Here is a 14,020-nt window from a genome sequence, read left to right as displayed (position 1 = left end):
GTGGCGGCCGCGTGCGGATGCGCGAAGGATCAGAGCGCCTTGATGGTGCCCTTCGGCAGCAGGGTGGTGATAGCGCCCTTCTGCACGTTGATCTCGACGTTCTCGGCGATCTCCACGGTCACGAAGGTCTCGCCGACCTTCGAGATGCGTCCGGCCAGACCGCCCGAGGTCACGACTTCGTCGCCCTTGGTGAGGGCCGCCAGCATGTTGCGGGTCTCTTTCTGGCGCTTCATTTGCGGACGGATCATGATGAAGTACAACACCACGAACATCAGCACGAGCGGCAGGAAGCTCATCAGGTTGCTGGTCGGACTGGCAGCGCCAGCCGTCTGAGCGAAGGCTTCGGAAATCAGCACGTTCGGTTCTCCTTATGTAAGACGTGTAAAAGCCGCGTGTGGCCGGGTCTCCGGACACGCGCGGCGTGTGTTTCGGTACGAGGACGCATGATCCAAGCCCGGCATTTTACCACTGCCCGACCCCGTTCCCCCGGGGGATTCGGTGCCCGCTGCCGGGCTCCGGCCACTTACTGCACGCCGCGTGCGCGATCGGCCCGGAACCGGGCGACGAATGCGTCGAAGGCGTGGGCTTCAATGGCATCCCGGATTTCCTGCATCAGCGTGAGATAGTAATGCAGGTTGTGGATGGTGTTGAGCCGCGCGCCAAGAATCTCCCCGGCTCGCTGCAAGTGGTGCAGATAGGCGCGCGAGAAGTTTCGACAGGTGTAACAGCCGCAAGTTTCGTCCAGCGGGCGTGTGTCGCTCTTGTGCGAGGCGTTGCGGATCTTCAGATCGCCAAACCGCGTGAAGAGCCAGCCATTGCGGGCGTTGCGCGTGGGCATCACGCAGTCGAACATGTCCACGCCCGCCGCCACACCGGCCACGAGGTCTTCCGGCGTGCCCACGCCCATCAGGTAGTGCGGTTTGTTCGCCGGCAGACGCGGCGCCACGTGCTCGAGCACGCGCATCATGTCTTCCTTCGGCTCGCCGACCGACAGCCCGCCGATCGCATATCCGTGGAAGTCCAGCTCGGACAGCCCGGCAAGCGACTCGTCGCGCAAATGTTCGTACATGCCGCCTTGCACGATCCCGAACAGCGCATTCGGGTTCTCGAGACGGTTGAATTCGTCGATCGAGCGTTTGGCCCAGCGCAGCGACATGCGCATCGACTGGCCGGCTTCGGCCTCTGTGGCGGGACGGCCGTCGATCTCGTACGGCGTGCACTCGTCGAACTGCATGACGATGTCCGAATTGAGCACGCGCTGGATCTGCATCGAGATTTCCGGCGAGAGGAAGAGGCGGTCGCCATTCACCGGCGAGGCAAATTTCACGCCTTCTTCGCTGATCTTGCGCAGTTCACCGAGGCTGAACACCTGAAAACCGCCGGAATCCGTGAGAATCGGACGGTCCCAGCCCATGAAGCGGTGCAGGCCGCCATGAGCGGCGATCGTCTCCAACCCCGGGCGCAGCCAGAGGTGGAAGGTGTTGCCGAGGATGATCTGAGCGTTGTTTTCGACGAGTTCGGCCGGCGACATCGCCTTGACCGAACCGTAGGTGCCGACCGGCATGAAGATGGGCGTCTCGACCACGCCGTGGTTGAGCGTGACGCGCCCCCGGCGGGCCTGCCCGTCGGTGGTGATGAGTTCGAACTTGAGCATGTGTCGTGCGCCCCGGCACCACCGGCAACACAAGCCGGCGCCCGCGCGGGACGTCAAAAAAGCGGCCAGCGCCCCATGCGCGGCCAAGGCGCCATTGTACCGGGTCGGACCGCCGTCGGACGCGGATCAGACGGCCATGCGACTTCAGGCGGCGGCTTTCGGTGCGTCGTGCAGCGCCACGCGCGAGAGGATCATGGCGTCGCCGTAGCTGAAGAAGCGGTAACGCTGCTCGATGGCGTGCCGGTAGGCCGCGCGGATCGTCTCAACGCCCGAGAATGCCGACACGAGCATGAGCAGCGTCGATTTGGGCAAATGGAAGTTGGTGACGAGACGGTCAACCAACTGGAAACGGTAGCCCGGCGTGATGAAGATGTTCGTCTCGGCGCTCCCGGCGCGCAGGGTGCCCGGTGTGCCGCCGGCTGCCAGCGTGGCCTGTGCCGCAGATTCCAGCGCCCGCATCGACGTCGTGCCCACCGCGATCACGCGAGCGCCGCGCGCCCGTGTGGCGGCCACGGCGTCTACCAGCGAGGGCGTGATCTCGTACCATTCCGAATGCATCTTGTGCTCGGCGATGTTCTCCACGCGTACCGGCTGGAACGTGCCCGCGCCGACATGCAGCGTGAGCGCGGCGCGCTGGACGCCCAGCGCGTCGAGGCGGGCGAAAAGGGCGTCGTCGAAGTGAAGGCCGGCCGTCGGCGCGGCCACAGCGCCCGGATTGCGGGCGTAGACAGTCTGGTAGCGCGTTTCGTCGGCTGCGTCGGCGTCGTGCTCGATGTACGGCGGCAGCGGCAAGCGGCCGTAGGTCTCGAGCAGCGTGTAGCAGTCGTCAGGGAAATGCAGGGTGTAGAACGGCTCGACGCGCTCGCCGACCGTCACCTCGAAGGCATCGGCCAGACGCAGCACGGTGCCGGGCGCCGGGCTCTTGCTTGCGCGAATCTGGGCGAGGGCCGTGTGGCGGTCGATCACGCGCTCGACGAGCACTTCGATCTTGCCGCCGCTCGCCTTCTGGCCGAACAAGCGGGCCTTGATGACACGCGTGTCGTTGAACACGAGCAGGTCGCCCGGCGCGAGCAGGTTGGGCAGATCGGCAAAGTGCCGGTCGTACAGATGGGGGGGCGCGACGCTGCCGTCGACCTCCAGCAGGCGGCTGGCCGTGCGCTCGGTAAGCGCGGTCTGCGCGATCAGATCGGGCGGCAGGTCGAAATCGAAATCGGAAAGGGTATACATCAGCGTTTACAATGCGTAGCAACCGACATTTTACTTGGTTCGTCCGAAGGCCTGCCGGCACGGTGTGCGCCGCACGGGCGAACGCCCCCGACTCGCGACTGCATGACCGAACGCAGAATGCCCGCCACCGCGCCTGACGACGCCCCTGCCGACCTTGTGGATCTTGCCGGTGCCGCAGGCGCTCAGGCAGACCCCGCGCCACGCCCCGCTGCGAAACGCGCGCGGCGCACGTCCTCGCCAGCCGACGCGCAGACTGACATCGACACGCCGGTTCCCGCCAAATCGGGGAAGCCTTCCAAATCCGCCAAGGCCTCGAAAGCGGTCAAGCCGGCCGTACGAAAGACGGCGGGCTCCGGCACCGCCGACAAGCTCGCCAAGCTCGGCCTGAAGCGCGATATCGACCTGATACTGCATCTGCCGATGCGCTACGAGGACGAAACCACGCTACGTAAGATCGGCGACGTGCTGCCCAGCGAACTGGCGCAGGTCGAAGGCGTTGTCACATCGAGCGAAGTGGCCTACCGGCCGCGCCGTCAGTGGGTGGTACGCATCGCTGACGAAGGCCACGAACTCGTGCTGCGTTTTCTGAATTTCTACGGCAGCCAGCAGAAACAGCTCGCCATCGGCACCCGCGTGCGAGTGCGCGGCGAAGTGCGTGGCGGCTTTTTCGGATTGGAGATGGTGCATCCCGCGTATCGCGTCGTGCAGGACGCCGCAGCACCGTTGCCGGAGGCCCTCACACCGGTGTACCCGAGCGCGGCGGGACTCTCGCAAGCCTATCTGCGCAAAGCGATTCACAACGCCATGGAGCGTACCCCGCTGCCGGAGTTGCTGCCTCAGGGGCTGCTTCAGCACGCTATCGGTCCCGATCACCCGCTCCCGGCACTGGCCGACGCCGTGCGTTTGCTGCACGCGCCCCCGCCCAAGGTGTCGGAGACGGCGCTCATCGAGCGTTCGCATCCGGCGTGGTTGCGCATCAAGTGCGAGGAACTGCTCGCGCAGCAACTCTCGCTCAAGCGGGCGCAGGCGGCGCGCCGGCGTCTGGCGGCGCCGTCCTTTGGCAAACCCGTGCCGGGCGGTTTGCTCGCGCGCTTCGAAGCGGCGCTGCCGTTCCGGCTGACGGGCGCGCAGCAGCGAGTGTGGGCGGAGATTCAGGCCGATCTGGCCGAACCGCATCCGATGCAGCGTCTGTTGCAGGGAGACGTGGGCAGCGGCAAAACGATCATTGCCGCGCTGGCGGCCGCGCAGGCCATCGACGCCGGTTTCCAGGCGGCCATCATGGCGCCGACCGAAATTCTCGCGGAACAGCATCTGCGCAAGCTCTCGGCGTGGCTCGTGCCGCTGGGCGTCGACGTCGCGTGGCTGGCGGGCAGCATGAAGGCGAAGGAAAAGCGCGAAGCCCTTGCCCGTGTGGCGAGCGGTGAAGCGCAACTCGTCATCGGCACGCACGCCATCATTCAGGACACGGTCACGTTCGCGCGGCTGGGCATGGCGGTCGTCGACGAACAACACCGGTTCGGGGTCGCGCAACGTCTGGCCCTGCGCAGCAAGATGCAGACGGCAGGCATCGGCGAGAGTGCGATGCCGCATCAGTTGATGATGAGCGCGACGCCCATTCCGCGTACGCTCGCCATGACGTACTACGCCGATCTCGACGTCTCGGTGATCGACGAGTTACCGCCGGGCCGTAGCCCGGTCGTCACGAAATTGATCAGCGACACGCGCAGGCCCGAAGTGATCGACCGCGTTCGCGCGGCGGCGCTTGCCGGGCGTCAGGTGTACTGGGTTTGCCCGCTGATCGAGGAGAGCGAAGCGCTGCAATTGCAGACGGCCGTCGACACCCACGCGCAATTGGTGGCGGCGCTGCCCGAACTGCGCGTGGGGCTCGTTCACGGGCGACTCTCTCCTGCGGAAAAGGCCGCCGTGATGGACGACTTCACGCGGGGCGACACGCATCTGCTGGTGGCGACCACGGTCATCGAAGTGGGGGTGGACGTGCCCAACGCGTCTCTGATGGTGATCGAGCACGCCGAGCGCTTCGGACTCGCGCAATTGCACCAGTTGAGGGGACGTGTCGGGCGGGGCTCCGCAGAATCGGTCTGTCTGCTGATGTATGCATCGCCGCTGTCGATGGGCGCGAAAGCGCGCTTGCAGACGATGCGCGAGACCACCGACGGTTTCGTTATTGCCCGGCGCGATCTGGAGATCCGCGGCCCGGGCGAGTTTCTCGGTGCGCGGCAGTCGGGCGCGGCCATGCTGCGCTTTGTCGATCTGAACGAAGACGCCTGGTTGATCCCAGGGGCGCAGGAAGCGGCCGATGTGCTGCTGAAGTCCCATCCTGGCGCGGTGGCGGCGCATCTGGAGCGTTGGCTCGGGGCGCGGGAAGACTATCTGAAAGCGTGACCCCCGGCGTCTGTACGGCGGCGGGGCCGGAGGATGACGGTAAGCGCGTCGCCCGAAAACGGGCAATTGCCGCCCGATTGTGCTATAAAAAAGAAAATCTATCGATTGCGGTATTTCGATTAATTTACACAGGTTAGGACGACATGACCCTCACGGAACTCAAGTACATCGTGGCGGTGGCGCGTGAACGCCATTTCGGTCGCGCGGCGGAAGCCTGTTTCGTCAGCCAGCCGACGCTCTCGGTGGCCATCAAGAAGCTCGAAGACGAGCTGAACGTACAGATTTTCGAGCGTGGTGCGGCGGAAGTGAGCGTGACGCCGCTCGGCGAGCAGATCGTGGCACAAGCCCAGCGCGTGCTCGAGCAGACCATTGCCATCAAGGAAATTGCCAAGCAGGGCCGCGATCCGCTCGCCGGGCCGCTGCGTCTTGGCGTGATCTACACGATCGGGCCGTATCTGCTGCCGGCGCTCGTCAAGGAGATGATCGAGACCACGGCGCAGATGCCGCTCATGCTGCAAGAGAACTACACGCTCAAGCTCATCGAATTGCTCAAGCAGGGCGAAATCGATGCGGCGATCATGGCGCTGCCGTTCCCGGAGAGCGGCCTGATGGTGCGTCCGCTATACGACGAGCCGTTCGTGGTGGCGCTGCCGCGCTCGCATCCGTGGGCCGACCGTTCGCAGATCGACGCCGGCGATCTCAAGCAGGAGACGATGCTGCTGCTGGGCAGCGGGCATTGCTTCCGCGATCACGTGCTGGGTGTGTGCCCGGAACTGATGCGCTTCTCGCAGAATGCCGACGGCATCCAGAAGACGTTCGAGGGCTCCTCGCTTGAGACGATTCGTCATATGGTCGCGAGCGGCGTCGGCATCACCGTGCTGCCGAAAACATCGGTACCCGATATGCAAGCGCCCGACAGCTTGCTGCGCTATGTGCCGTTCTCGGCGCCGGTGCCCGACCGTCGTGTCGTGCTGGCGTGGCGCAAGAGTTTCACGCGTCTGCCGGCCATCGACGCCGTGGCGCAGGCCATTGCCCGGTGCCATCTGCCGGGCGTGATTCCTCTCGACCTCCCTGCAACATCGAACTGATGTCGCACTGACACACCGGGGCGCACTCGCCCCGACACCCCCAAAACCGCCATACGCCGCTGCCTCGTGCCGCGGCGTATTGCTTTTGCCTATTGCATATATAAAAACGATTAATTCGACGGTTTTAATAAAAATAATTAATCTGGTGTCGCGCGTTTGAAACCGGTGCCACCCGAGATGCCGGGCTGCCAGACGCCGATCGCTGCCCCCGCAGCACGACGCATTCGAGGTGCCGACGATGACCCAACTGAAGGCCTATTTGCACGACATCGAAACCACGCTGGAACGAATACTCGCCGACTTCGCGCTCATGAGCGCTTGAGTCTCGCGAGATTGCACGATCAGGAAACAGGAGAGCGTCACATGTCAGATACGAAAAAACTCACCACCGCCGCTGGTGCACCGGTGCCCGACAATCAGAACACGATGACGGCCGGACCCCGCGGTCCGGCATTGCTGCAAGACGTGTGGTTCCTCGAGAAGCTCGCGCACTTCGACCGCGAGGTGATTCCCGAGCGTCGTGTTCACGCGAAGGGCTCGGGTGCATTCGGCAAGCTCACCATCACGCATGACATCACGAAGTTCAGCCGCGCTCGTGTGTTCGAGGCGATTGGCAAGGAAACGCCGGTCTTCCTGCGTTTCTCGACGGTGGCGGGCGAGCGCGGTGCGGCCGACGCCGAGCGCGATGTGCGCGGCTTCGCCATGAAGTTCTATACCGACGAGGGCAACTGGGATCTCGTAGGCAACAACACGCCCGTGTTCTTCGTGCGCGATCCGCTCAAGTTCCCCGACTTCATCCATACGCAGAAGCGCGATCCGAAGACCAACCTGCGCAACCCGACGGCCGCCTGGGACTTCTGGTCGCGTCATCCCGAGTCGCTCCATCAGGTGACGATTCTCATGAGCGATCGCGGCTTGCCGGCGAACTATCGCCAGCAGCACGGCTTCGGCTCGCATACGTTCAGCTTCATCAACGCCGCGAACGAGCGCTTCTGGGTGAAGTTCCATTTCAAGTCGATGCAAGGTGTCGAGAACCTGACGAACGCGCAGGCGGCGGAAGTGGTGGCAGGCGATCGCGAGAGCGCGCAGCGTGATCTGTTCGCCTCGATCGAGGCCGGCAACTTCCCGCGCTGGCGCATGCAGGTGCAGGTGATGCCCGAGGCAGACGCCGCGACCTATCGTATCAACCCGTTCGATCTGACGAAGGTGTGGCCGCATGCGGATTACCCGCTCATCGACGTCGGTGTGCTGGAACTCAATCGCAACCCGGAGAACTACTTTGCCGACGTCGAGCAAGCGGCGTTCAATCCGGCCAACGTCGTGCCAGGCATCGGCTTCTCGCCGGATCGCATGTTGCAGGGGCGTCTGTTCTCGTATGGCGACACGCAGCGTTATCGCCTGGGCGTGAATCACAGCGCGATCCCGGTCAACGCGCCGAAGTGCCCGTTCCACAACAGCTTCCATCGCGATGGCGCGATGCGTGTGGACGGCAATCTGGGCAGCACACCGAACTACGAGCCGAATCGCTACGGCGCGTTTGCCGAGCAGCCGGCGTTCCGCGAGCCCCCGCAGGCCGTGGGCACCGTGGCCGATCGCTTCGACCATCGCGAGGACGACGATTACTACTCGCAGCCGCGCGCGTTGTTCAATCTGTTCGACGATGCGCAGAAGTCGCGCCTGTTCGGCAATATTGCCGCCGCCATGCAGGGCGTGCCGGACGATGTGGCCGAGCGTCAGATCGGTCACTTTGCCAAGATCGATCCGGCGTACGCGCAAGGGGTGATCGCCGCACGTGAGGCGTTGGAGAAGTAACGCAAAGGCGTCGTGCGACGGCGCAATCGCGCCGAAGCAAGACGCTCAGTCAGTCGGCGGGGGCGGGTGGCACCGTCCCCGTGCTGCCGCGACTGCTGGCGGCGGTGGCTTGTGGACCGTGGTTCGTGGGAGGCGTCAGGCAGACGGCCAGAAGGCACGTATCGCCGCGATGCCGTAGGCCCCGGCATGGCGAGCGCTCGTCAACATGTCGGCGCGCATGCCGCCGAGGGCGAACACTGGCAGCGACGTCTGTGCGGCGAGTGCTGTGAACGCGGGCCAGCCGAGCGGTGTGGCGTCGGGATGCGTCGCAGTGGCGAGCACCGGCGACAGCGTTACCAAGTCGAGTCCCAGACGCGTGGCGTGCGCGAGTTGTGCGGCGTCGTGGCAGGCGGCGCTCACGACCTTCCAGCCCGCCGGCCGCTCGTGGCAGGCCATGAGCCGCGCGCTGGTCAGGTGCCAGCCGTCCGCCAGCGGTACAGTGCCGGCATGCACGCCGTTCGTGGCGTCCAGCCAGAGATCCGCGACGTCGTGCGGCGGATTGAGGATGAGTTGCGCGCCAGCCGCATGCGTCAACGCCAACGCACTCTCAGCCAGGGCACGATAGCCGTCTGCATCGAGCGACCGATTGCGAAGCTGCACCAGACGCGTGCCGCGCGCGAGCGCTTGCGCGAGCTGCGACGCAAACGTGGCGATCTGTGTGCGCGATGCGATATCGGGCGTCACCAGAAGCTGGCGGGGCAGGGGAATCTGAGCGGGGGATGAGGCGTCGTTCGCAACGGCGCTCGCGCGTGACATTCCGGCGGGATGAGTGGGCATCGACAGGCGGTAGGCGGAATCTGCTGAATCCGCGGTAGCGGCAGGTATGCGCGCAGTGTAACCGGAATGCCGAGGCGAACGTCTCGAGGAAAGTACGGAGGCGGCGCGCTTGCTTTTCCACGTACGCATACCTAGCCCCTATCAGGCGAGAAATGTCATAGAGAAAAGGTGCACTTCGTAGTGCAGTCCAGTACACTCGCCGGATGCCCTTCGATTGGCTCGCCCGCAACCTTCTCGTCAGTCTGTTCCTGCCACCGGTCAATGTGTTGGTGCTTGCAGGGCTTGCGCTCGTCGTCTGGCGGCGCTGGCCGCGCGTCGGCAAGACGTTGGCAGTCGCTGCCGTGCTGGCGCTTTGGGTGCAGGGGATGCCTTGGTTCGGCCGGCAACTGGCCTATCCGCTAGAGGTCGGGACTGCGATCGATCTCAAGGCGCTCGACGCTGCGCGTCAGGCGCCTGACGCTACCGCGAAGCTGCCGCAAGCCGTGGTGATCCTCGGCGGTGGGTCGAGCCTTCACGCGCCGGAATTCGGCCGTGCAAACGGCGCTGACGCCAGCGATGCCACCCTGGGCCGCGTGCGTTACGGTGCGTTTCTCGCACGCCGGGCGCAGTTGCCGGTGCTTGTCTCGGGGGGCAGTCCGACGGGCGAAGCTGTCGAGGCGCGCGTTATGGCGCAGATTGCGACGGAAGAGTTCGGTGTACCCGTGCGCTGGATAGAAGCGCAATCATTGAATACGGCGCAAAACGCCGCTTTTAGCGCGAGTATGCTGACTAACGCTGGCGTATCGCGCATCTATCTGGTCACGAACACATGGCATATGCGCCGTGCCCGCGACCAGTTCGAACGTGCCGGACTCACGGTGGTACCGGCACCGTGCTGCAATGCGAACGCGTTCGAGCCGGATATCGTCCCAGGCTGGTGGCCGACCGTTGGCGGCCTGCGCACCACGCATCAGGCGTTGCGCGAATGGATGGGCCTGGCGGTGGGACACTGACCCGCGCGGTATCCGCACAATGTCACGAAGCACCGGCATCCTAGGCACGAAGATGAATTGTCCGGAGCCCCGCGTTGGCGAGGCTTCCTGAATTGCCAACCTTAAACGAGAGAGACGTATGAAGACGAAAGCAGTTCTGAGCGTTGAAGACGTGCAGAAGATCAACGCCGCTGCCGTGGCCGAAGCTACCGCCAATGGCTGGAACGTATGCATCACGATCGTCGATGACGGTGGCCATGCCCTGTCGTTGCATCGTATGGATGGCGCAGCCCCCAGTACCGCCATGATGTCGCTGGGCAAAGCGCAGACCTCGGCGGTCGGCCGTCGTGAAAGCGGTGCGTTCGAGGAAATGATCAATGGCGGGCGCTTTGCGTTCCTGAGCGCGCCGAACACCGCGATGCTCGAGGGCGGTGTGCCGATCATCGTCGATGGCAACGTCATTGGTGCGGTCGGGGTGTCGGGCGTGAAGTCGGCGCAAGACGCGCAGATCGCCCGCGCGGGCATTGCGGCCGTGACCGGCGCCTGATCGGCGCGGTGGTGCGTCCGGGGCTTTGTTCGGCACCGGAAGGATAAAAAATCGCTGACGTAAGTCGGCGATTTTTTTCGCATATCAAAAGAAAACCCCGTCCGGGAGGACGGGGCAAAGGCTTGTCAGGCCGGATGGCCTCGCCTGAGGCTTGGCAGGCTGGGCCACGAGGAGAACATCAATGAAACCCGAGTGGATGGACAAAAAAAGCGGCTTGGCTGGCGTGCAACGCAGGTAGAGAGGGGCTTGCCGTAACTACATGGGATCGCGTTGCGTTCGCTGGCTACTGCCAAACACCTCTTAGGCGAGGTGGTCCCCACAAAACTCGGTGAAGGCGACGGCACGGTCGTGGTCATGCCGCCGCCAAAATTCGTCACAACTCCGGCGTCTTACTTCGTCAGAATCAACTTGCCATAACGCGTGGCGCGCAACTGATATGTCTGTCCGTTGTGCAGGATATTCACACATTGCGTGCCTTGCAGCAGGTGATCGCTGGTCAGCACTCGGCCCGTGGCGTGGCTGGCCGGCTTTTCTGCCGCCGGGCTAGCCACTTGCGTGCGCGACACCGACAAGGTGGTGCGGCGCGGCGCCGTAGCGGGCTGGGTCTGGCGGGCAGTGGGGGGGCTTGCGGTCATCTCGCTCATCCGTGTGGCTGACTGTGAGATGAATATTAAATGAGAATCATTCCCATTTATATTTAAATTTGGTTATTGCTGTTTTTTTCGCATAGATTTTGGCTAAACGCCGCTTTGCCGGACGGTGGATGTCACCATCCGGCAAATGGTCTGCCTGAGGCGGCTCCCGGCCGTTCAGCCCAGTGCGCCCTGCTCGGCGAGCGCGCGGATCTGCCCAATCGTGTCGATGTCGGCCTCGCGGTAAGCGGATTTCACGAACTCGCTGTAACGCGTGTCGGCGGTGGCGGCGTCTTCCGGCAGCGTCGTGCTGTAGGTGAAGCGCACGAAGTAGTGCGTCGGTGTCGGCTCTTCGATACGCATCGTGAGGGTGCCGCCGGCGTGCTGCTCGGTGGCTGCCGTTTCATAGCGCACGGACTGCAGGGCGTCGAAGACGACCCGGTCGTGCACCACGGCTTGCCCAAAGCGCAGCTCTCGGGTGAGCGTGTCGTCGGTGCGTTCGTGCACGATGCACTCGTCGAGTCCCAGCACGAAAGATTCCGGCTGCTCGGCGCGCAGCACGAGGCCACGCCAGAGTTGGTCGCGCGTGAGCGCGAAGGCCAGCGGATTCAGGAGGTCGTTGACCTCGATCAGGTGTTCGTACTGCAAGAAAATTTCCCCTTCAATCGATGACGGCTGGCGTGTCGTGACGACATGCCGGCAATGCGCCGGATGCTATTACTCGACCAATGTACTGTCGATGGCGATGGTGCCCGACAACACCTTGTGAATTGGGCACGCGTTGGCAATTTCCAAGAGGCGCTGACGTTGCTCTTCCGACAAATCACCTGCCAGTTCGATCTTGCGGGTGATCTGCGTTGTCCCGGCGGGCGGTTTGCCGTCAGGGTTCATCGCGAGCGTCACCTTCACGTCCTTGAGCGGCCACTCCTTGCGACGTGCATACATCTGCAACGTAATCGACGTGCAAGCACCGAGACTGGACAACAGCAACGCCGCCGGGACAGGGCCCAGATCGGCACCGCCGAGCGTTGCAGGCTCGTCGGCGCTCCATTCGTGCTTGCCGTCCGTGAGATGAGTGGTGAAACCTGCGGCGCCCAAATGGGCGGTGACAATCGCGTCTGCGGCCATGGCAACTCCTGTAGGGGCTCGATGCACGTCATGAAACGTGTCGAGAGATGACAAACACGGCCCGGCAAAGCCATCGGGCCACAACGCACTCTGCGTGCCATTGTGACCCAATTTGGCCGAGCAGGTGTGAACGGCGGGGCCTTCCCGCCGGCCCAGATTCAGGTGGCGGAACCCGAGGCGGGAATGCGTCCCATCCGGCCCGCCTGGAAGTCGAGAATGGCCTGACGGATTTCGCCTTCCGTGTTCATGACGAACGGGCCGTAACGTGCGACCGGCTCGCCCAGCGGCTTGCCGCCGATCAGCAGGAACGACAGCGGCTTGTCGCTATCGTTGCGCACCGTGACGCCTTCCCCCTCGTTGCCGAAGACGACCATTTGATGGGTCTTTGCGAGCGAGGCATCGGCACCGAAATGCCCCTCACCATCAATCACGTAGGCGAACACGTTGAAGTCCGCGGGCACCGGGTGATCGAGCAAGGCCTGCGGTTGCAGCGTGAAGTGCTGATACAGGATCGGGGTGCGTGTCTCGATGGCGGCACGCGTGCCCAACGCTTCGCCTGCGATCACACGCACCGAGACCTTGCCGTTGTCGCTCGTCGCGCTCGGGATGCCCGCCGCAGGCAGTTCCTGATAGCGCGGCGTCATCATCTTGTCGGTGCGCGGCAGGTTCACCCAGAGCTGAAAGCCATGCATCTCGCCGCCACGCTGCTGGAAGGCTTGCGAGGGCATCTCCGAGTGAATGACGCCGGCGCCTGCCGTCATCCACTGCACGTCGCCGGGCGTGAGCTTGCCTGCGTGACCTTGCGAGTCACGATGCTCCATCTCGCCGGCAAGCAGGTACGTCACGGTCTCGAAGCCGCGGTGCGGGTGGTCGGGCGCACCCTTGGCATCACCGGGGGCGACTTGCATCGGGCCCATCTCGTCGAGCAGCAGGAACGGATCGAAGTCCGCCAGCATGCGGGTCGGGAACGGACGATTGACGTGGAAACCGGCGCCTTCCTGCGTTTGCGCTGCCGTGAAGACGCGGGCGACCGGGCGGGCGTAGGGAGTGCTCATGGGGGAAATCTCCTGTGGGGACGGGCGCCGAGATGGCGTCTTGCGTCCAATGTCATGCCCAAACTATATCGGGGTAAATGCCATCGGGAGTAGCCCGCAACACAGGAAGGATTGTTACCCGATTGGAACAATATCGGGAAAACGATGGTGCGTTGCGCGAATCGAGAATCTCAGGGACGAAAAAAAGCGCGGTGGCGAGCACCGCGCTTTCCTTCTGCGATTCGTGGATCGGCCGGACTTACTTGGCCGCCGGCTCGGTCACGAAACCGAGTTTGGTCACCCCTGCCGTCTGGGCTTCCGAGAGCAACTTCGCGACACTTTCGTAACGCACGTTCTTATCGGCGAACAGATGCAGTTCCGGTTGCGGCTGCGCTGCGGCGGCCTGCGCCAGACGCGCCTTGAGCGTGGCGTCGTCGATGGCCTGCTTGTCCCAGAAGACGGTGCCGTCGGCCTGGATCGACAGGTCGACCTTGGCTGGTTTGGTGTCTTCGGGCTGGCTGCTCGCCTGCGGCAAGTCGAGCTTGACCGCGTGATTGAGCACCGGCAGCGTCACGATGAAGATGATCAGCAACACCAGCATGACGTCGACGAGCGGCGTCATGTTGATCTCGCTCATCATGGCGTCATCGGCACCGTCGTCGCTGCTGTATGAACCCATAGCCATAGCGAACTCCTTCCTTTGCGCTG

The 14,020-nt window shown here is 64.0% G+C and carries 14 protein-coding genes; 5 read left to right on the top strand and 9 right to left on the bottom strand.

Going from position 1 to position 14,020, the window contains the following annotated elements; all coding sequences use genetic code 11:
• Positions 1-29: 29 nt before the first annotated feature.
• From yajC to queA, 3 genes are all read right to left on the bottom strand, one after another.
• Positions 30-296 carry a preprotein translocase subunit YajC gene (gene yajC / locus PCO31110_RS00490; RefSeq protein ID WP_237165309.1) on the bottom strand — a complete coding sequence of 89 codons (267 nt, stop codon included), beginning with the start codon at positions 294-296 and terminating at the stop codon, positions 30-32.
• Between the two features lie 227 nt (positions 297-523).
• Positions 524-1,654 (bottom strand): tRNA guanosine(34) transglycosylase Tgt, encoded by a 1,131-nt coding sequence (tgt, locus tag PCO31110_RS00485; protein ID WP_010805727.1) that lies wholly within the window; start codon positions 1,652-1,654, stop codon positions 524-526.
• Positions 1,655-1,798: 144 nt separating this feature from the next.
• Positions 1,799-2,881: a tRNA preQ1(34) S-adenosylmethionine ribosyltransferase-isomerase QueA gene (gene queA, locus PCO31110_RS00480; protein WP_150689373.1), complete on the bottom strand. Its 1,083-nt coding sequence runs from the start codon at positions 2,879-2,881 to the stop codon at positions 1,799-1,801.
• Between the two features lie 102 nt (positions 2,882-2,983).
• Here queA and recG point away from each other — a divergent pair, with 102 nt between their 5' ends.
• The 3 genes from recG (at position 2,984) to PCO31110_RS00465 (ending at position 8,184) form a co-directional block, all read left to right on the top strand.
• Positions 2,984-5,284 carry an ATP-dependent DNA helicase RecG gene (recG, locus tag PCO31110_RS00475; protein ID WP_150689372.1) on the top strand — a complete coding sequence of 767 codons (2,301 nt, stop codon included), beginning with the start codon at positions 2,984-2,986 and terminating at the stop codon, positions 5,282-5,284.
• A gap of 143 nt (positions 5,285-5,427) precedes the next feature.
• The gene (locus PCO31110_RS00470; RefSeq protein WP_010805730.1) at positions 5,428-6,372 is read left to right on the top strand and encodes a LysR substrate-binding domain-containing protein; all 945 of its coding nucleotides are present in this window, start codon (positions 5,428-5,430) and stop codon (positions 6,370-6,372) included.
• A 363-nt stretch (positions 6,373-6,735) separates the two neighbouring features.
• Positions 6,736-8,184: a catalase gene (locus tag PCO31110_RS00465; protein WP_150689371.1), complete on the top strand. Its 1,449-nt coding sequence runs from the start codon at positions 6,736-6,738 to the stop codon at positions 8,182-8,184.
• Between the two features lie 135 nt (positions 8,185-8,319).
• Here the strand turns inward: PCO31110_RS00465 and PCO31110_RS00460 are convergent, their stop codons facing one another.
• Positions 8,320-8,979 carry a thiamine phosphate synthase gene (locus tag PCO31110_RS00460; protein WP_150689882.1) on the bottom strand — a complete coding sequence of 220 codons (660 nt, stop codon included), beginning with the start codon at positions 8,977-8,979 and terminating at the stop codon, positions 8,320-8,322.
• Between the two features lie 224 nt (positions 8,980-9,203).
• On the opposite strand from PCO31110_RS00460, the gene PCO31110_RS00455 reads away from it, so the two are divergent.
• Both PCO31110_RS00455 and PCO31110_RS00450 read left to right on the top strand, forming a co-directional pair.
• Positions 9,204-9,992 carry a YdcF family protein gene (locus PCO31110_RS00455; protein ID WP_150689370.1) on the top strand — a complete coding sequence of 263 codons (789 nt, stop codon included), beginning with the start codon at positions 9,204-9,206 and terminating at the stop codon, positions 9,990-9,992.
• A gap of 118 nt (positions 9,993-10,110) precedes the next feature.
• A complete protein-coding gene (locus PCO31110_RS00450) occupies positions 10,111-10,518 on the top strand; it encodes a GlcG/HbpS family heme-binding protein (protein ID WP_150623393.1) in 408 nt (135 codons plus the stop codon).
• Positions 10,519-10,907: 389 nt separating this feature from the next.
• On the opposite strand, the gene hemP is transcribed toward PCO31110_RS00450, so the two are convergent.
• The 5 genes from hemP to PCO31110_RS00425 form a co-directional block, all read right to left on the bottom strand.
• Positions 10,908-11,153: a hemin uptake protein HemP gene (gene hemP / locus PCO31110_RS00445; protein WP_010805735.1), complete on the bottom strand. Its 246-nt coding sequence runs from the start codon at positions 11,151-11,153 to the stop codon at positions 10,908-10,910.
• A 174-nt stretch (positions 11,154-11,327) separates the two neighbouring features.
• A complete protein-coding gene (locus PCO31110_RS00440; protein WP_150586594.1) occupies positions 11,328-11,798 on the bottom strand; it encodes an SRPBCC family protein in 471 nt (156 codons plus the stop codon).
• Positions 11,799-11,867: 69 nt separating this feature from the next.
• Positions 11,868-12,278 carry an OsmC family protein gene (locus tag PCO31110_RS00435; protein WP_010805737.1) on the bottom strand — a complete coding sequence of 137 codons (411 nt, stop codon included), beginning with the start codon at positions 12,276-12,278 and terminating at the stop codon, positions 11,868-11,870.
• 158 nt (positions 12,279-12,436) lie between these two features.
• A complete protein-coding gene (locus PCO31110_RS00430) occupies positions 12,437-13,333 on the bottom strand; it encodes a pirin family protein (RefSeq protein WP_010805738.1) in 897 nt (298 codons plus the stop codon).
• A gap of 238 nt (positions 13,334-13,571) precedes the next feature.
• Entirely contained in the window at positions 13,572-13,997 is a 426-nt protein-coding gene (locus tag PCO31110_RS00425; RefSeq protein ID WP_010805739.1) for an ExbD/TolR family protein, read from the bottom strand.
• Between the last annotated feature and the right edge of the window lie 23 nt (positions 13,998-14,020).

Origin of the sequence: Pandoraea communis, from assembly GCF_902459745.1 — a bacterium.
GTDB classification, from domain to species: Bacteria; Pseudomonadota; Gammaproteobacteria; order Burkholderiales; family Burkholderiaceae; genus Pandoraea; species Pandoraea communis.
Note: the sequence above shows the minus strand (reverse complement) of the source record. Positions and strands in the feature narration are given on the sequence as shown.